General features: G+C 66.2%; 16 protein-coding genes. 6 read left to right on the top strand and 10 right to left on the bottom strand.

Translation table 11 applies throughout. The annotated features are described in order from the left end of the window. The first annotated feature begins 133 nt into the window (after positions 1-133). Positions 134-601, top strand: coding sequence for an Lrp/AsnC family transcriptional regulator (locus MnOB_RS00530; protein WP_077520686.1), 468 nt, complete (start codon positions 134-136; stop codon positions 599-601). Between the two features lie 21 nt (positions 602-622). Here MnOB_RS00530 and MnOB_RS00525 read toward each other — a convergent pair whose 3' ends face one another. From MnOB_RS00525 to MnOB_RS00500, 6 genes are all read right to left on the bottom strand, one after another. Continuing rightward, entirely contained in the window at positions 623-1906 is a 1284-nt protein-coding gene (locus tag MnOB_RS00525; RefSeq protein ID WP_077520682.1) for an NAD(P)/FAD-dependent oxidoreductase, read from the bottom strand. Between the two features lie 4 nt (positions 1907-1910). After that, on the bottom strand, positions 1911-3488 hold the full coding sequence (locus MnOB_RS00520; RefSeq protein WP_077520679.1) for an aldehyde dehydrogenase (NADP(+)): 1578 nt from the start codon (positions 3486-3488) through the stop codon (positions 1911-1913). Between the two features lie 63 nt (positions 3489-3551). Continuing rightward, entirely contained in the window at positions 3552-4499 is a 948-nt protein-coding gene (locus MnOB_RS00515; RefSeq protein WP_077520676.1) for a dihydrodipicolinate synthase family protein, read from the bottom strand. 43 nt (positions 4500-4542) lie between these two features. Next, positions 4543-5469: a 4-hydroxyproline epimerase gene (locus tag MnOB_RS00510; protein WP_077520674.1), complete on the bottom strand. Its 927-nt coding sequence runs from the start codon at positions 5467-5469 to the stop codon at positions 4543-4545. 41 nt (positions 5470-5510) lie between these two features. Next, positions 5511-6524 (bottom strand): Ldh family oxidoreductase, encoded by a 1014-nt coding sequence (locus MnOB_RS00505; RefSeq protein WP_077520671.1) that lies wholly within the window; start codon positions 6522-6524, stop codon positions 5511-5513. A 23-nt stretch (positions 6525-6547) separates the two neighbouring features. Next, positions 6548-8176, bottom strand: a complete 1629-nt coding sequence (locus tag MnOB_RS00500) for an APC family permease (protein WP_077520669.1) — start codon at positions 8174-8176, stop codon at positions 6548-6550. A gap of 301 nt (positions 8177-8477) precedes the next feature. Between MnOB_RS00500 and MnOB_RS00495 the strand changes: the two genes are divergently transcribed. The 3 genes from MnOB_RS00495 to MnOB_RS00485 all read left to right on the top strand — a co-directional run bounded on the left by MnOB_RS00495 (position 8478) and on the right by MnOB_RS00485 (position 12017). Then, positions 8478-9248 carry an AraC family transcriptional regulator gene (locus MnOB_RS00495; protein ID WP_077520666.1) on the top strand — a complete coding sequence of 257 codons (771 nt, stop codon included), beginning with the start codon at positions 8478-8480 and terminating at the stop codon, positions 9246-9248. A 276-nt stretch (positions 9249-9524) separates the two neighbouring features. Next, positions 9525-11207, top strand: coding sequence for a flavin monoamine oxidase family protein (locus MnOB_RS00490; RefSeq protein WP_077520663.1), 1683 nt, complete (start codon positions 9525-9527; stop codon positions 11205-11207). 15 nt (positions 11208-11222) lie between these two features. Continuing rightward, on the top strand, positions 11223-12017 hold the full coding sequence (locus MnOB_RS00485) for a carbon-nitrogen hydrolase family protein (RefSeq protein ID WP_077520661.1): 795 nt from the start codon (positions 11223-11225) through the stop codon (positions 12015-12017). 206 nt (positions 12018-12223) lie between these two features. Here the strand turns inward: MnOB_RS00485 and MnOB_RS00480 are convergent, their stop codons facing one another. The 4 genes from MnOB_RS00480 to MnOB_RS00465 are packed head-to-tail and all read right to left on the bottom strand — an operon-like array spanning position 12224 to position 15053. Then, positions 12224-12928, bottom strand: coding sequence for a type 1 glutamine amidotransferase (locus MnOB_RS00480; protein WP_077520658.1), 705 nt, complete (start codon positions 12926-12928; stop codon positions 12224-12226). A gap of 1 nt (position 12929) precedes the next feature. Next, positions 12930-14126 carry an aminotransferase class III-fold pyridoxal phosphate-dependent enzyme gene (locus MnOB_RS00475; RefSeq protein WP_077520655.1) on the bottom strand — a complete coding sequence of 399 codons (1197 nt, stop codon included), beginning with the start codon at positions 14124-14126 and terminating at the stop codon, positions 12930-12932. Beyond that, positions 14119-14358, bottom strand: a complete 240-nt coding sequence (locus MnOB_RS00470; protein ID WP_077520653.1) for a hypothetical protein — start codon at positions 14356-14358, stop codon at positions 14119-14121. The genes MnOB_RS00475 and MnOB_RS00470 overlap by 8 nt, the downstream gene beginning before the upstream one ends. Then, on the bottom strand, positions 14355-15053 hold the full coding sequence (locus MnOB_RS00465; RefSeq protein ID WP_077520650.1) for an MOSC domain-containing protein: 699 nt from the start codon (positions 15051-15053) through the stop codon (positions 14355-14357). Before MnOB_RS00465 ends, MnOB_RS00470 begins: the two co-directional genes overlap by 4 nt. 103 nt (positions 15054-15156) lie before the next feature. Here MnOB_RS00465 and MnOB_RS00460 point away from each other — a divergent pair, with 103 nt between their 5' ends. Both MnOB_RS00460 and MnOB_RS00455 read left to right on the top strand, forming a co-directional pair. Continuing rightward, positions 15157-16050, top strand: coding sequence for a LysR family transcriptional regulator (locus tag MnOB_RS00460; RefSeq protein WP_077520647.1), 894 nt, complete (start codon positions 15157-15159; stop codon positions 16048-16050). Between the two features lie 376 nt (positions 16051-16426). Beyond that, positions 16427-17077, top strand: a complete 651-nt coding sequence (locus MnOB_RS00455; RefSeq protein ID WP_077520644.1) for an endonuclease I family protein — start codon at positions 16427-16429, stop codon at positions 17075-17077. The last annotated feature ends 160 nt before the right edge of the window (positions 17078-17237 follow it).

Below are 17237 nucleotides of genomic sequence, written 5' to 3'. Positions count from 1 at the left end.
ACCATGTGGAGTTCAGTCTGGTTCGGCTCCGGGCAATGCGACGGCGATGCCGACCAATGGGCGCGGTCCATCGGCTTCAGGTAGCCTTGCGCACCCGCTAACCTCTACGCACCCAATCGCACCGAGCCATTCCATGTCCGACCTGCCCCTCGATGAAATCGACCGCCAGCTGATCGCCGCCCTGCAGATCAACGCCCGCGAGAGCGTGGCCACGCTCGCCCGGCGGCTGGGCATCGCACGCACCACGGTGACCTCGCGCCTGGCACGGCTGGAGAAGGCGCAGGTCATCACCGGCTACGGCGTGCGCCTGGGCCGGCGCGTGGCCGATGGCGGCCTGCAGGCCTACGTGGGGATCACGGTGAAACCGCGCAGCGGCAAGGACGTGCTGCGACGCCTGACCGGCATGGCGGAAGTGCAGGTGCTCTGCGCGGTGAGCGGCGAGTTCGACTACGTCGCCTGGCTGCGCGCCGACTCCCCCGAGCGCCTCGACGAATTGCTGGACCTGATCGGCAGCGTGGACGGGGTGGAGAAGACCACCACCTCGATCATCCTCAGTTGCAAGATCGACCGCGGCCAGCCGCTGGCGCCGCCAGCCACCTGACGCCGCCACAGCGACCTCCGCTCAGAAGCGATCCAGCCGGAAAGGAGCCAGGTCCGGCAGACAGTGCGACGGGCCCACCGCTGCCGGCAGCCCCGCCAACCCGGCGATGTGCTCGGCGGTGATCGCTGCCTGAGTAAGCCCCAGGTGCTGGTGGCCGAAAGCGAGCATCACCCGCCCCTCGCACACCCGGTCGATGATGGGCAGCGAGTCCGGCAGGGATGGCCGAAATCCCATCCAGGGGGTTGCCCCTTCGGCATTCAGTTCGCGGCTGAACAGTCCCTTGCCGAGGCGGAGCAACTGCCAGGCGCGCTCCATGTTCGGTGATCGCGCCAAACCGGCGAACTCAACGGTGCCGGCCAGACGCAGGCCGCCGGCCATTGGCGACATGATGAACCTGCGCTCGAGCGAGGTGACGGCGAACGGCAGCCGCCCGTGCTCCTGGGGCAACATCAGGTGATAACCCCGCTCGGTATCCAGCGGTACCCGCTTGCCGGTCAACCCGGAGGTGAGCCCGGCCGAGTGGGCGCCGCAAGCGATCAGCACCTGGCGGGCCCGCAGGCTGCCCTCCCCGGTGCTCAGCGCGACGCCATCCTCGAGCAACTGCCCACCGAGCACGCGCTGATGGAGGAAACGAACACCCAGCCTCTCGGCGGCATTGGCCAGTTCGCAGACCACTCGGAACGGGTCGATGAAGTGCCCGGTACTCGGGAAGAACAACCCGCCGCGTATCCGCTCGCTCAGTTGCGGCGCGGCATCGTGCACCGCCCCCGACTCCCAGAACTCCACCGGCACGCCCTGCCCGGCCATGCGGGCCTGTAGCGCTTCGAGCGCCTGACGGGATTCGGGGCGCTCGTACATCAGCAGCGAGCCGTCCTCCTTCAGCAGACTGGGGCGTTCGATAACCGCCAGCAGCCGTTGCCAGGCCCGCAAGCTGGCTTCGTTCAGCCCGCGCAGGCCGGAGATTGTGCGCTGGAAGGGCGCCGACCGCAGGTTGAGCAGCAGGCGCGTGAACCAGGGCAAGGCGAACGGCAGGTACTTCCAGTCCAGACGCAGCGGGCCCATGGGGTCCATGAGCATCGCCGGCAGTCGCTTGAGGATCGACAGGTCGGCGATGGGAAAGACCTGCTCGGTGGCCAGGTGCCCGGCGTTGCCGAACGAGGCGCCCTGCCCCGGCCCTTGCGGGTCGATGACCAGGACGCGCTTGCCCTGCCGGGCCAGTTGAAGGGCGCAGGCGACGCCGATGATGCCGGCGCCGACCACCGCGATATCGATCTCGGCCTGAACGGGAGCGGAAGCGATTGCCATGGCGCTATGCCTCCCTCTGGCCATCGAGCAGGCGTCGCAGCCGCAGGGGGTTGTCTTGCCTGAGCTCGGTGGGCAGCAGGTCATCCGGGAAGCCCTGGTAGCAGACTGGCCGCAGGAAACGGCGGATGGCGGCGGTGCCTACCGAGGTACTGCGCGCGTCCGAGGTGGCCGGGAACGGGCCGCCGTGGACCATGGCGTCGCACACCTCGACGCCTGTCGGCCAGCCGTTGACCAGCACGCGGCCGGCCTGGAGCTCCAGGGTCGGCAGCAGGGCCCGGGCGGCGTCGAAGTCCGCCTCGTCCAGGTGCAGGGTCGTTGTGAGCTGGCCTTCGAAGTGCTCGGCGATTTCGCGTATCTGCTCCTCGTCGCGGCACTGCACGATCAACGCGGCCGCACCGAAGACCTCGGCCTGCAATGCCGGGTCGGCCAGGAAGGCTTCGGCAGAGGTGACGAACAGTTGCGCCTGGCAGCGGTTGGGGCCATCGCCCGGTAGCCCGATGGCCACACTCCGTACCTCGGCGTGCCCGGCCAGCGCGCCGGCGCCGGTTTCGAAGGCGTCGAAGATGCCCGGCGTGAGCATGGTCTGTGCTGGGCTGCTCTGCAGTTGCTCGGCGGCCGCCGCAATGAAGGCATCCAGTGCCGCGCCCCGGCGGGCGATCACGAGGCCAGGGTTGGTGCAGAACTGTCCGGCACCCTGGGTCAGCGAGGCGATGAAGCCCTGGGCCAGGCCCTCGCTACGGCCCTGCAAGGCGGCGGGAAGTAGGAACACCGGGTTGATCGAACTCATCTCCGCATACACCGGAATCGGCTCCGGCCGGGCCTGGGCCGCCCGGCACAGGGCCAGGCCGCCGCTGCGCGAGCCGGTGAAACCGACGGCCTTGATGCGCGGGTCGCTGACCAGGGCGATGCCCACTTCCCGCCCGGCGCCGAACAGCAGCGAGAACACGCCCTCGGGCATGACGCAACGCTCCGCGGCACGGGCCACGGCACGCCCCACCAGTTCGCTGGTGCCGGGGTGTGCGCCGTGGGCCTTCACCACCACCGGGCAGCCGGCCGCCAGCGCCGAGGCGGTGTCGCCGCCGGCCACGGAGAAGGCCAAGGGAAAGTTGCTGGCGCCGAACACCGCCACCGGCCCCAGGGGCAATTGGCGCTGGCGCAGGTCTGGGCGTGGCAGGGGCTGGCGATCCGGTTGGGCCGTGTCGACCCGCACATCCAGCCATTCGCCTGAGCGCACGGTGCGGGCGAAGGTGCGCAGCTGCTGGCAAGTTCGGCCGCGCTCGCCCTGGATACGCGCTTGGGGCAGCCCGGTTTCGGCCACGGCGCGCTGGATCAGTTCGTCCCCCAGCGCTTCGATCTCCTCGGCGATGGTTTCGAGGAACCCGGCGCGCGCCGCCAGCGAGGTTTCCCGGTAGCCGGCGAAGGCCGCCCAGGCCAGGGCGCAGGCCTGCTCCACCTGGGCCTGGCTACCACCGGGATAGGCGGGTTCGAGCGGGGTGCCGGTGGCGGGATCGATGGCGCGGATCGCTTCGCGGCTGCCGGCTACGGCCTGGCGGCCGATCAGCATGTTGCCTGTCAGTTTCATGGTGCTTCCTGGTTGTGCGGGGTGCGCTCCGCCGCGGAGCGGGTGCTCCGCGGCGGGCCTGGGTCAGACGAGGTTCTGCTCCACCGACCAGTTGGCGTACCACTGGCGGAACAGCCCGTACTGCTGCTCGGCGTAGCGGCGCTGGGAGTCGCTGAGCGCGTCGCTCTCGTTGAAGTGCAGGCTGTATTCGCGGTCGCCGTTGAGCACCATCAGGTACTTGTAGAACAGCACCAGGTCGCAGCCCTCGTCGAAGGACGACAACACGTCCAGCGCCGCGCTCAGCTCCAGGGCGAGGCGACGCGCGCGGGTATCACCCTTGGCAGCCTGCCGGCTCAGCGCCACCAGCTGCAGCACCTCGCGTGGCAGCACGTTGCCGATGCCGGTGATGGTGCCGGTGGCGTTGCAGTTGACGTAGCCGTGGAACACCTGGGTATCCACACCGGCCATGAGGATCACCTCGTCGTCGCGGGAGGTGATGTGCTCGGCCGCATAGCGCATGTCGGCGGCGCCGCCGAACTCCTTGAAGCCGATCAGGTTGGAGAACTGGCCGCGCAGCTCGAAGAACAGGTCGGCGCGGGTGGAAAAGCTGTAGTAGGGGCTGTTGTAGATCACCGCCGGCAGCGTGGGGGCGGCGCCGAGCACGGCGGAGAAGTGGGCCTTCTGCGCGGCGGGCGAGGCGGCGCGGGAGAGCAGGCGCGGGATCACCATGAGTCCGTGGGCGCCCACCTTGGCGGCGTGCGCGGCATGGGCAACGGCCTCGCGGGTGCTGACCGCACCGGTGCCGACGATGGTGGGCACGCCGGCCTTCACCAGTCGCGCCACGCCTTCCTGGCGCTGGGCTTCGCTAAGCAGCGGCCAGTCGCCCATGGAGCCGCAGTAGACCACCGCGCTCATACCGATATCGATCAGCTCGCGGCCCTTGGCGACCAGGGCGTCGAAGTCCGGCGTGCGCTCGGCGGTGCACGGCGTCATCAGGGCGGGAATGCAACCGGTGAAGATGCTGTCGTTCATTGTTCTGCTCCTTGGTGCAGGGGGATGAAGAAGGCGTGGAGGCTCAGATGCCCCACGCGAAGGGGTCCTGTTCGTCGATGAGCAGGGTGCTGTCGGCCGTCAGGTAGGCGCGGCCGGTGATGAAGGGGCGGATGCGTTCTCCGTCCGGTTCGTAGTGGCCTTCGAAGCGGCTACCAGTGATGCCGGCCTGGACCCAGGTCTGGCCGGGCGCGAGCTTTTCATCGGCCGCCAGGCACGCCAGCTTGGCGCTGGTGCCGGTGCCGCAGGGCGAGCGGTCGTAGGCCTTGCCCGGGCACATGACGAAGTTGCGGCTGTCGGCTTCGTCGTCATCGGCGAAGAGCTCGACGTGGTCGATCAGCGCGCCGCCTTCGCCGTGGATGCCTTGCGCTTCCAGTGCCCTGAGCATCGCCCAGGTGAACGCAGTCAGGGCTTCGACGTTGTCGAGTTGCAGCCGCTGGCCGTGTTCGGACACCAGGAAGAACCAGTTGCCGCCCCACGCGATGTCGCCGTGGACAAGGCCGTGCCCGGGGACCTCGACCGGCACCTGCCGGCGGTAGCGGTAGGCCGGTACGTTGCCGATGGTCACGGCACCGTCTTCATGCAGGGTGGCGCTGACCGTGCCCACCGGCGTGTCGATCTGGTGCTCGCCCGGACCGATCAGCCCCAGGTGATGCAGGGAGGCGACTAGGCCGATGGTGCCGTGGCCGCACATGCCGAGGTAGCCGGCGTTGTTGAAGAAGATCACCCCGCACGTGGCACCGGGTGATACCGGCGGGCAGTACAGGGCGCCCACCAGTACGTCGTTGCCCCGTGGTTCGAGTAGGCAGGCACGGCGCCAGTGGTCATGCCGTTCGCGCAGTGCATCGCGCTGCTCGGCCAGGGTATCGCCGGCCGGTTCGGGAAAGCCTTTCATCACCAGGCGGGTAGGTTCACCGCCGGTGTGGGAGTCGATGACGTGTACGCGCTTCATGAGCTGGTCCATTCAGTGGCCGGGAAGGTTCGGGGAACTTGCTAGGCCATCAGCCGCTCGATGTCGTCCAGCAGGGCTCGCCCCACCCAGACGCCATCACGCTCGCTGCGTTGGCGGGCCGCGAAACGGCGCTGAGACGGCAGACGTGCGCCCTGGTCGGTGATGGCGGCGAACAGTTGCTCGGCGCGCCGCTGGCCGTCGTCCATTGCGTCGCCGAGGAAGCGGGCAGGGTCGAAGGCCAGCAGCAGCTCGCCGTGGCAGGGCGTGGCGCCGGCACCCGCATCAAAGGCCAGGGACTCGGCGCTGGTCATGTCGCCGATCAGCGCGCCGGCCATGAGCTCGATCATGGCGGCGAGCGCCGAGCCCTTGTGCCCGCCGAAGGTCTGCATGGCCCCCTCCAGCGCAGCTCGCGCATCGGTGGTGGGCAGCCCCTCGGCATCCAGGCCCCAACCCAGGGGGATGGGCTTGCCCTGCCGGGCGTGCAACTCGATATCGCCCCGTGCGATGGCGCTGGTGGCGAAATCGAAGACGAAGGGCTCGCGGTCCTTCCGTGGCCAGGCGAAGGCCAAGGGGTTGGTGCCGAATACACCCCTGCTGCCGCCCTCCGGCGCCACCCAGGCGTGGCTGGGGGTCATCGCCAGCCCGACCAGCCCTTCGACGGCGATGGCTTCCACCTCCGGCCAAAGCGCGGAAAAGTGGAAACAGTTGCGGATGACCAGGGCGGCGACGCCCAGTTCACGGGCCTGTTCCACCAGCAGCGGCAGGCCGCTCTGAAACGCCAGCAGCGAATAGCCTCGGTGGGCATCGACGCTGACGACGGCGGGCGCGAGCCGGCTCAGCGTCGGTCGCGCCAGCGGGTCGATCTTGCCGGAGCGCAGCGAATGCACGCACACCAGGACGCGGTAGAGGCCATGGGAATGGCACTCGTCGCGCTGCCCCCGGGTGATGGTGTCGGCAATGGCGCGGGCATGGTCCTCGCCCATACCGTTGTGGGTCAGCGCGCGCGTCGCCAGGGCATGGACCTGCTCGAGGCTGAGGTTGATGAGGTCGCTCATATCCGTACTCCTTTCGCTGGACATCAGGACGAGGCCTGGGTGCGGGCCGTGGCTGGATGCAGGCTCGTTTCGGTGTCGGTACCCTCCTCGCTTTCATCCTCGCCACTGAGAAGGATCAACTCGGCCGGCACGCCGGTGGCCGCGCCCCAGTAGTAGATGGCGGTGGCGCAGGCGGCCACGGCGAGGGTGTCGAAGGGATGGCCAAGCACGCCCAGGCCGCCGAAACTGCCGAGCCAGGAGAGCAGCAGGGTGATGGCGTAGAAGCCGATCAGCCACGCGGACGAGCGCACCTGCTGGGCCAGGCTCAGGTGCTCGGTGGGCACGAAGCGCCGACACAGCAGGTAGATCACGAACATCAGGATCTGCAGGCCCAGCAGCCAGGACACGGTACTCCAGCCTGACCAGTAGACGATCAGCGCAGCGATGACGAAGGACAGCGGCCCCATCACGCCCAGGCCCCTTACCCGGAACGGGCGCGGCATATCGGGGGCGTTGCGGCGCAAAGCAGCGACGGTCACCGGAGCCACGGCGTAGCTCAGCACCAGCGCGGCCGACACCACGTTGATCAGGGCCTCCCAGGAGGGGAACGGCAGGGTCCAGAACACCGACAGGGCGAAGGTCAGCCAGAGCGCCGGGCGCGGGATGCCGGACTGTTCGTCTACGCGGGTGAAGATCCTGAAGAAGGTGCCGGTCTGCGCCCAGCCGTAGACGACCCGGGGAGTGGCATTCATGTAGATGTTGCCGCAACCGCTGGGTGAGATCACCGCATCAGCGACCACCAGGTAGGCCAGCCAGCCCACGCCGAGGACCAGGGCGATGTCCCTGTACGGCAAGGCGAACTCTTTGGAGATTCCGGCCCAGCCGTTGGCCAGCATTTCCGTGGGCACGGCGCCGAGGAAGGCCAGTTGCAACAGCACATAGATGGCGGTGGAGAGCAGGACCGAGAGGATCAGCGCGATGGGGATAGTGCGCTGCGGATTCTTCACCTCGCTGGCCACCGAGATGATCGGCGTGAGCCCCAGGTAGGCGAAGATGATGCCGCCCGCGGAGACCGCCATCTCGATGCCCGAAAGGCCAAAGGGCGCGAAACCCTGGGCCACGAAGTTCTCCGGCTTGAAGAAGGCGAACAGCACGCCGATGACCAGCAGCGGCACGATGAACTTGAACACGCTGACCAGGTTGTTGGCCCTGGCGAATGTCTTGACGCTGCGGTAGTTGAGCCAGAAGAACAGGCACAGCAGGCCGAACTGCACGAGCCAGCCGAGGATGGTCGGGGCGCTGGAGCCCGCCTCGGTCAACGCCGGGAACCAGGCTGCCGCGTACTGACGGGAGGCGACCACTTCGATCGCCACCAGGCTGGAGAAGGCGATCAGGGTGATGAACCCCATCAGATAGCCCAGCAGCGGGCCATGGGAGAACACCGGATACCGCACCACGCCGCCGGCACGCGGCAACGCTGCACCCAGTTCGCAATAGATGATGCCAAGCAGCAGTACGGCGAACCCGCCGAGTAACCAGGAGATGATCCCCGCCGGGCCGGCGATCGCCGAGACGTGGCTGGCCGCGAATAGCCAACCGGAGCCGAAGATGGCCCCCAGGCCGATGAAGGTCAGGTCCATCAACGAGAGTTGCTTCTTGAATTTTCCGGACATCGCGTCGCCTTCTTGTGAGTTATTGGATGGGCTGGTGGATTGCCATTCGGGGCTGGGATAGGCGTGTCGATGCTGCCCCTTGGTGAGTGCGTATTCCCTGGGTTCGCCGACCGGGGCGATGGCCATAGAGTGGACGGGCGACGCGCCTTCGCGCTTGATGCCTTTCCCCGCTTCGGGTGACGAAATCAGCACAGTCCGGACAGCGGCGCAGCCCGTTCCGGTTCGCGCTCGACAGGCCGCTGGCCCTGGGGCAAGCTGCCGGCGTGGGCATCGCCGGCCAACCATGGGGAGGATGGAAATGATGTCGCGTGGCGCACTTGCGGCACTCTGCTCAGAGAGCGATCTGAAGCGCCCGGAAACCATGGATGAACTGCTCGCGAGCGTGCAGATGCTGCTGCCGATGCTGGATGCGATCTCCAGCGCAGCGATCTTCATCAAGGACGCCCAGGCACGTTACGTCATGGCCAATCGCACGCTGGTCCAGCGCTGTGGCCTGAAGCCCCTGCTGGGCAAGACCAGCGCCGAGGTGTTCCCCGCACAATTCGGCCCTGGCTACACCGAGCAGGACCGGCGAGTGCTGGAACAGGGCCAGGTGCTGGAAGACCAATTGGAGCTGCACTTGTATGGCAGCCGGGAGCCGGGCTGGTGCCTGACGCACAAGCGCCCCTTGCATAGTCGCGCAGGCGAGATCATCGGCCTGGCGGGCATCTCGATGGACCTGCAGTCCGCCAGCCACACGCACCCAGCCTATGAGCGTCTCGCCGCAGTGGACGAACACATCCGCACGCACTTCCACGAGCCCATCACCCTGGACACGCTGACGCGTATCGCCGGCATCTCCGTCGCCCAGCTGGAACGCTACTGCAAGCGTGTGTTCCACCTGACTCCACGACAGATGATCAACAAGGCGCGGCTCGAGCACGCGCATCGGCTGTTGCAGACCGATCTGCCGATCACGGAAGTCGCCCTGCAGTGCGGCTACACCGACCACAGCGCATTCAGCCGGCAGTTCAAGCTGCTGACCGGTTTCACACCCCGGCAGTATCGGCAGGCGACCGCGGCCAGCCGATAGCGCTGCGGATGCAGCCCTTTCCGGGCACGCCGGACAGGGTCAACATGGGCAGCGCCCCTTCGCGAGCAAGCTCACCCTACGGTTTCTTCTCTCGCCGACTAGCCTGGGAAAGGGACGCGTGAAGCAGCTTCGTCACTACGAACTTTTTCATCGTCACTTTGTATTGCCAGCATTCCAAATGACGACACTTTGCATCTTATGGACGAAAACGACGCTCCCTAGAATGGCCCCACCGCGCCCAACGGGCCGCTCTTCCACAAGCCTTCAAGGTCCAGCATGAACAACAACAATCGCCACCCCGCCGACGGCAAGAAACCCATCACCATTTTTGGTCCGGACTTCCCCTTCGCCTTCGATGACTGGATCGAACATCCCGCGGGCCTGGGGAGCATCCCGGCTGAACAGCAGGGTGCCGAGGTAGCCATCGTCGGCGCCGGTATCGCCGGGCTGGTGGCGGCTTACGAGTTGATGAAGCTGGGCCTGAAGCCCGTGGTGTACGAAGCCTCCAAAATGGGTGGGCGCCTGCGTTCGCAGACCTTCGAAGGCACCGACGGCATCATCGCGGAGCTGGGCGGCATGCGTTTCCCGGCGTCCTCCACCGCCTTCTACCACTACGTGGACATGCTCGGCCTCAAGACCCAGCCCTTTCCCAACCCGCTGACCCCGGCTTCGGGCAGCACGGTCATCGACCTGGAGGGCAAGACCTACTACGCCGAGAAGATGACCGACTTGCCGGCACTCTTCCAGGAAGTGGCCGACGCCTGGGCCGATGCACTGGAGGACGGCGCCCGCTTCGGCGACATCCAGCAGGCCATTCGCGACCGCGATGTGAAGCGCCTGAAGGAGCTGTGGGACACCCTGGTACCTCTGTGGGACGACCGCACCTTCTACGACTTCGTAGCCAGCTCCAAGGCTTTCGCCAAGCTGTCCTTCCATCACCGCGAAGTGTTCGGTCAGGTGGGCTTCGGCACCGGCGGCTGGGACTCGGACTTCCCCAACTCGATGCTGGAAATCTTCCGCGTGGTGATGACCGCCTGCGACGACAACCAGCACCTGATCGTCGGCGGCGTGCAGCAAGTGCCCATGGGCATCTGGCGCCACGTCCCCGAGAAATGCGTGCACTGGCCGGCGGGCACCAGCCTCGCGTCCCTGCACAACGGCGCACCGCGTCCCGGCGTGAAGCGCATCGCCCGGGCCGCCGATGGCAGCCTCGCCGTCACCGACAACTGGGGTGACACCCGTCATTACGCTGCCGTGCTCGCCACCTGCCAGAGCTGGCTGCTGACTACCCAGATCGAATGCGAGGAATCACTCTTCTCGCAGAAAATGTGGATGGCCCTGGACCGCACCCGCTACATGCAGTCGTCCAAGACCTTCGTGATGGTCGATCGCCCGTTCTGGATGGACAAGAATCCGGAAACCGGCCGCGACACCCTGAGCATGACCCTCACCGACCGTCTCACGCGCGGCACCTACCTGTTCGACAACGGCGACGACAAGCCAGGCGTGATCTGCCTGTCCTACTCGTGGATGAGCGACGCGCTGAAAATGCTGCCGCACCCGGTGGAGAAGCGCGTGAAGCTGGCCCTGGATGCGCTGAAGAAGATCTACCCGGACGTGGACATCGCCGGCCACATCATCGGCGACCCGATCACCATTTCCTGGGAGTCCGACCCGCACTTCCTCGGCGCCTTCAAGGGCGCGCTGCCGGGCCACTACCGCTACAACCAGCGCATGTACGCGCACTTCGTGCAGGACGACATGCCCGCCGAACAGCGCGGCATCTTCATCGCCGGTGACGACGTGTCCTGGACCCCGGCCTGGGTGGAAGGCGCGGTGCAGACCTCGCTCAACGCGGTCTGGGGCATCATGAAGCACTTCGGTGGCAGCACCTCGCCCGAGAACCCCGGCCCCGGCGACTGCTTCGCCGAACTCGGCCCCATCGCCCTGCCGGACTGAGCTAGGAGACGCTCCATGCGCATCGCCCTCTTCCAATGTCCACCGCTGCCGCGCGACCCGGCGGCCAACCTCGATCGCCTGCAGCTGCGGGCGGCCGAGGCGGCCCGACGCGGCGCACAGCTGCTGGTCACGCCGGAGATGTACCTCAGCGGCTACAACATCGGCGCGGAAGCGGTCAGCGCCCTGGCCGAACCCTGCGACGGCGCCTGGGCCGGACGGATTGCCGAGATCGCCCGAGAGCAGGGCATCGCCATCCTCTATGGCTATCCGGAACGTAGCGTCGAAGGCGCCATCTTCAATTCGGTGCAACTGATCGACGCCAAGGGCCAGCGCCTGGGCAACTACCGCAAGACCCACCTCTTCGGTGAGCTGGACAGGAGCATGTTCAGCGCCGGCGGCGACGACTATCCACTGGTGGAATTGCACGGCTGGAAGCTGGGCATGCTGATCTGCTACGACGTGGAGTTCCCCGAGAACGTCCGCCGCCTGGCACTCGCCGGCGCCGATGCGGTGCTGGTTCCGACCGCCAACATGGAGCCGTACGATTTCGTTTGCGATGTGCTCGTCCGCACCCGCGCCTTCGAAAGCCAGTGCTACCTGGCCTACGCCAACTATTGCGGCGCCGAGGGGGAAATCCGCTACTGCGGCCTTTCCAGCGTGTGCGCGCCGGACGGCAGCCAGGCCGCGATCTGCGGCCGTGAAGAAACCCTGGCGTTCGCCGACCTTAAGCGTGACAAGCTGGAGGCCTCGCGGCAGAGCCTGACCTACCTCAGGGATCGGCGGGCGGAGTTGTATCGCCCATTGCTGTAAGGCCAGGGATTGCCCCACAGGACTGTGCCAAGGGTGAGCCAATAGTCACCCCTCTCCTTCTGGGAGAGGGGCCGGGGCGGGCTGCGTTCAGATGAGGGTGGTTGCAGGCTTGCTCGTCGTCGATCCCTTTTCGCGAATGAATTCGCTCCTACAGGGCAGGACTTCGTCCTGCATGGCGAATGAATTCGCCCCTACAAGTTTTGCCGTTAGGTCAGTGAAGCATGCGGCCCAGTGAGGTAATCCAGCAGACGGAACAGGGTGGGCGCCAAGGCGCTGCAATGGGGGAAGCCGTCACGGATGGCGGTCGCGTCCTCCACTGAGCCGGGTAGCTCCAGATCCGTCGCGCAGGCTTCCAACATCGCCTCGATGCTTTCCGGCGTGCTTTCCAGATGGCATTGCAGGCCAATGGCACGCTCTCCCAAGATGAACCCCTGATTGGCGCAGGCCGCCGACCCGTAAAGAGGAATCGCACGGGGCGGCAGGTCGAAGGTTTCGCCGTGCCAATGCATGGCCAACAGCCGCTGCGGCAGCATGCGGCCCAGTGGCGAATGGTCTGCCTCGGCGCGCTTTTCCATCGGCCACCAGCCGATCTCCGCCTCGCCCTTGCGCACCTCCGCGCCCAGCGCCTGGGCCAGCAATTGACCACCGAGGCAGATGCCCAGCACGCGCTTGCCCGCATCGAGCGCCTTGCGGATTAGCATCTTCTCGGCCTTCAGCCAAGGAAGCTCCGCTTCGTCATGCACGCTCATGGGGCCGCCCATGACGATCAGCAGGTCGAAATCGTCAGGCCCGGGCAGGCCAACTTCGGCGTAGAGGTTATGCACGCGAACCCGCGCGGCGCGCAGGTCGAGCCACTGCTGGATGCGGCCGGGGCCTTCGAAGGGGGCATGCTGCAGGATGGCAACGCGCATGTCAGGCGATTTCCAGGGGTTTGCTCTTGGCCAGGGCGAAGGCGCGGTTCAGGCGCTTGAGCATTTCATCGACATTGGCGCGACTTACCGTCAGCGCCGGGGTGAAGCGCAGGCAGTCGGGCTGCGGCGCATTGATCAGCAGCCCTTCGGCGAAAGCATGCCGCGCCACGAGGGGCGCGGACTGGTGGATCAGTGGAAGGCCGACCATCAGTCCGTGGCCACGCAGGGGACCATGACCGTGGCGACGGGACACCCGCGCCAGGCCTTCGCGCAGGTGCTGGGCCACGTCGCGCACCTGTTCCAGGAAGCCAGGCTCCAGCACGGTGTTCAGCACCGCCAGGCCGGCGGCCGTCATCAGGGCGTTGCCGTGGTAGGTACCGCCCTGCTCGCCCGGCTCGAAGCAGCAGGCGTTGCCACGGGCCAGCAGCGCGGCCAGGGGCACACCCCCACCCAGTCCCTTGCCAAGGGTGATGATGTCGGCGCGAATGCCGTACAGCTCTTCCGCCAGCAAGGTGCCGCAACGGCCGATGCCGGTCTGCACTTCATCGAGGATCAGCAGCACGCCGCGCTCGCGGCACAGGCGCTCTGCACCCTGCAGGTAATCCAGCGTGGCGGGGATAACGCCGGCTTCGCCCTGTACAGGCTCCAGCATCACCGCCACCGTCGCCGCGTCCACGGCAGCGGCCAGGGCCTCGAGGTCGTTGTAGGGGACCTTGGTAAAACCGGGCACCTTGGGCTCGAACATCGCTTCGAAGGCCGGCTTGCCGGAAGCCGACATGGTGGCCAGCGTGCGGCCGTGAAAGCTGTTGCTCGCGGTGACGATGCCGAAGGCGCCGCCCCGATGCAGCTGGCCCCACTTGCGCGCCAGCTTGATCGCCCCTTCGTTGGCCTCGGCACCGCTGTTGAGGAAATACACCTGGTCGCTGCCGCTGGCCTGGCACAAGCGCGAGGCCAGTTCGAGCATGCCGCGGTTGTAGTAGGCCGGGCCGGGGTTGATCAGGCTCTCCGCCTGACGCTTGAGTGCATTCACTACGACGCTGGGGCTATGGCCGAGGCTGTTCACTGCCCAGCCCTGGGTGAAGTCCAGGAAGGCATGGCCTTCGGAATCCCAGAGCCAGGAACCCTGGCCGCGCACGAACAGCTGTGTGGGTCGTTCCACGGTCTTCATCAGGCGCAGGTCGGCGAGGGCGTCACGCATGTTCGGACACCTCTTCATGGCGATACTCAATGCCCAGCAGGCGCAGGCCGTCCGGGCCCTGTTCGAGGATGCGGCGGAGTTCCCGACGGTGCTCGATGTGCAGGCTGAAACCTTCCTCGCGCGGGAAGCGCTTGCGCATCTCGTGGGTCATTTCCACGTAGCGCGCCTGGCTCACGCTGATTTCGGCGAACAGCACGTCGTCACGACGCAGGCTTATGCGGTAGTCGCTCATGCGCGCATCCCCTCCAGCGGCAAGCCCTGCAAGCGCGCATTCCAGTCTTCCACCAGGCCGGTGGTGAGGCGCCTGGCAATGGTATCGCGCCAGCGACCGGTTAACGCCTCGCACTGCTGCAGTTGTTGCAGGCCAGCGTGCTCCAGCGGGTAGTGGAAGTAGCTCTGAATAGCGTGGGCGACGGTCAGGCCGGGGTAGCTGCGCTGGATCAGTTCCAGCGAATCTTCCTGGCTGACGAAGCCGGGCCGCAGCACGCAGTAGAACCAGCCGCAGCGGCCGGTTTCCTGCACCCTTTGCGGCAGGTCGGGAATTCCCCAGCGCCGGCTTAGGCGATAGCAGGGCGAACGCGGCTGACTGACCTGGATGAAGGCCTGTCCCCAGCGGAAGATGTCGCCGATGCACACCTGGTCTTCGGTCAGGCCGTAGGTGGAAAGGTTTTCGCCGAAACTTGGCGCCTTCCAGTCGACGTCGCGGAAATGCTTGCGCCAGTATTCGTAATGCTCGGCCGGATAGTGGTGCAGGGCCCGTTCCGGGCCACCGTGAAAGCGTGGATCGCCCTGCTCGTCACTGCCCAGCCCCTGGGGCCAGAGCCAGAGGCGGTGGTCGATCGGCTGCTTGTCGATTGCGCTGGACAAACCGCCACCTATATCTTCGGCTTTACCTATGAAAACCCCATTGACGACAATCGCTGACATTCGCCCTCTCCAGCGCGAGAAACAGTCTCTACGCCGCATAGGCTATGGACTGAAAGCATCATGGGCCATTTCGATTTTCCTGCTTTATCGATAAGTAACGCTTATGGATTTTCGTCAGCTCCGCTACTTCGTCGCGCTCTACGAGGAAGGCCATGTCGGTCGAGCCGCCGAGCGCCTCAGCCTGTCGCAACCCGCACTTTCCCAGCAGATCCGCCAGCTGGAACAGAGCCTGGACGTCAGCCTGTTCCAACGCAGCGGCAAACGCCTGCTGCCGACCCTGGCCGCGCACACCCTGTATAGCCACGCCCTGCCCTTGCTGGATGGGCTGGAGCGCGCCCGCGAAGCCCTGCGCGGCTTCCGTGGCCAGTCGCCGCGCAGCCTGGCTATCGGCGTACTGCAAACGGTGAATGCGGCGCTGGTCCCCCTGCTGCTGGAACGCCTGCGCGAGGCGCAGCCGCAGCTGGTGGTGCAGATCTACGAGCTGTCGGGGCTGGATATCGAGCGTCGCCTGCTGACCGGCAACCTCGACATCGGCATCGGCTTCCTGCCGCCGCGCCAGCCGGGGCTGCACAGCCAGTTGCTCTACGAAGATGAGTTGCAGCTGGTGATTCCCACCGAGCACCCGCTGAAGGAATTCAAGAAGGTTTCCCTGAGCCAGGCGGCTGAACTGCCGATGCTCCTGCTCGGCGAAGAATTCCGCATCCGGCAGATCTGGCAGGAGCAGCTCGCCCTGCTCGGCCGCCGCCCACATGTGCAGGCGGAGCTGAACCATATGGCGGGCATCCTCGACAGCCTGCCGCACACCCTATTGGCCACGGTGTTGCCCGGCCGCGCGCGGCAGATGCACGCCAACCAGCGGCTGCTGTGGAAACCCCTGAGTGAGCCACGGGTGCCGTTGAAGGTGGGATTGGTGTTCCGCGATGCCCAGCGCCAGCAGGCGACCCTGGAGCTGCTGCGCTCGATGCTCGAAAGAGCGGTGGGGCCGAAGGACTATTGATCTGGCGGGCTTTGCGCAACGCAGAAAAAGAAAAACCTCGCCGAAGCGAGGTTTTGCAGACTGTGTCCCGACATCCCTGATCTGACCGCCATCCTGGCGGAAATCCGGCGTATCCCTGTTTTGCAATGCGCTTCCTGCGCGACGTCCAATGGTTTGAAGATTAATCCCCGCCACCAGTGTCCGAAAGGAGCCATAGCCACCAGCGCTTGTAAGCCAATGCTTACACGATTTCGGAATTAGCTGACTGCCGTTGCAACCTAAAGGCGCAACCAAGCAAGCGATCGGTTGGTCTTGGTTTGCCCCTGACTGTATTGTTAGACTCGTTTTGTCCTACAAGAACTACAGACCCCGACACGGCGGTCCCAGGGTCATTACCATGCGCCCAGTTGTTACTGCCCTCTTTTGCCTGGCGGCCACGGCCGCCAGCCATGCATACGCCGGCGGCCAGGACCGCCTGGCCGATCCCAAGGCCGCGGTCGAGCAGGCCTTCTGGCAACAGCTCTACGCTGGCGGCGGTGTCACGCTTTATTGCGGCAAGGCCTTCAGCGCTCCGAGCGGCCTGCTCAGCGCGAGCCCGGTGTACAGCGCCAAGCAGATCAAGAGCGCACTGCGCTGCGTCACCGACAGCCAATGCCAGGTTGCCAATCCGCAGTACCCCTACATGCTTGCCGACCTGCACAACCTCTACCCGGACCAGTCGCGCATCGAACTGGCGCGGCGCAACGCCCTGTTCGGCACTGTGGGCGAAGGCAGTCAGAGCACGCTGGCCGACTGCGACTTCAAATCCGCGTACCAACTGGTGGAGCCCCGCGACGCGGCCAAGGGCAACGTGGCACGAGCGATTTTCTACATGCATACGGAATACGGCCTGCCCATCGTCGGGCAGTTGCAGATGTTCCAGCAGTGGAACCGCCTGGACCCGGTGGATGACGAGGAACGCGCGCGCAACAGCAAGATCGAATCAATCCAGGGCAATCGCAACCGTTTTATCGACGATCCGACGCTGGCGGATTCGTTGGAGCCTTGATGCTTCCACAGGGAAGCAGTTCTCGCTTTTCGTAGGTTGGGTAGAGCTTGCGAAACCCGACATTGCGGACTCACCCCGCGCCGTTGGGCCTCGTTCCTCGGCGACAACCTACGGGGCCGCAGTGCGGACCTTCGCGAATGAATTCGCCCCTACAGAAAGG

This window comes from Metapseudomonas resinovorans (genome assembly GCF_002003485.1).
Taxonomy (GTDB): domain Bacteria; phylum Pseudomonadota; class Gammaproteobacteria; order Pseudomonadales; family Pseudomonadaceae; genus Metapseudomonas; species Metapseudomonas resinovorans_D.
This window is presented reverse-complemented; position numbering and strand designations above follow the sequence as displayed.

Coding starts and splice junctions, on each gene's coding strand:
- MnOB_RS00495 (WP_077520666.1), top strand. CDS start 8,478: ATGTCGCGTGGCGCACTTGCGGCACTCTGCTCAGAGAGCGATCTGAAG.
- MnOB_RS00525 (WP_077520682.1), bottom strand. CDS start 1,906: ATGGCAATCGCTTCCGCTCCCGTTCAGGCCGAGATCGATATCGCGGTG.
- MnOB_RS00475 (WP_077520655.1), bottom strand. CDS start 14,126: ATGCGTGACGCCCTCGCCGACCTGCGCCTGATGAAGACCGTGGAACGA.
- MnOB_RS00490 (WP_077520663.1), top strand. CDS start 9,525: ATGAACAACAACAATCGCCACCCCGCCGACGGCAAGAAACCCATCACC.
- MnOB_RS00515 (WP_077520676.1), bottom strand. CDS start 4,499: ATGAACGACAGCATCTTCACCGGTTGCATTCCCGCCCTGATGACGCCG.
- MnOB_RS00500 (WP_077520669.1), bottom strand. CDS start 8,176: ATGTCCGGAAAATTCAAGAAGCAACTCTCGTTGATGGACCTGACCTTC.
- MnOB_RS00470 (WP_077520653.1), bottom strand. CDS start 14,358: ATGAGCGACTACCGCATAAGCCTGCGTCGTGACGACGTGCTGTTCGCC.
- MnOB_RS00510 (WP_077520674.1), bottom strand. CDS start 5,469: ATGAAGCGCGTACACGTCATCGACTCCCACACCGGCGGTGAACCTACC.
- MnOB_RS00460 (WP_077520647.1), top strand. CDS start 15,157: ATGGATTTTCGTCAGCTCCGCTACTTCGTCGCGCTCTACGAGGAAGGC.
- MnOB_RS00465 (WP_077520650.1), bottom strand. CDS start 15,053: ATGTCAGCGATTGTCGTCAATGGGGTTTTCATAGGTAAAGCCGAAGAT.
- MnOB_RS00520 (WP_077520679.1), bottom strand. CDS start 3,488: ATGAAACTGACAGGCAACATGCTGATCGGCCGCCAGGCCGTAGCCGGC.
- MnOB_RS00505 (WP_077520671.1), bottom strand. CDS start 6,524: ATGAGCGACCTCATCAACCTCAGCCTCGAGCAGGTCCATGCCCTGGCG.
- MnOB_RS00530 (WP_077520686.1), top strand. CDS start 134: ATGTCCGACCTGCCCCTCGATGAAATCGACCGCCAGCTGATCGCCGCC.
- MnOB_RS00480 (WP_077520658.1), bottom strand. CDS start 12,928: ATGCGCGTTGCCATCCTGCAGCATGCCCCCTTCGAAGGCCCCGGCCGC.
- MnOB_RS00455 (WP_077520644.1), top strand. CDS start 16,427: ATGCGCCCAGTTGTTACTGCCCTCTTTTGCCTGGCGGCCACGGCCGCC.
- MnOB_RS00485 (WP_077520661.1), top strand. CDS start 11,223: ATGCGCATCGCCCTCTTCCAATGTCCACCGCTGCCGCGCGACCCGGCG.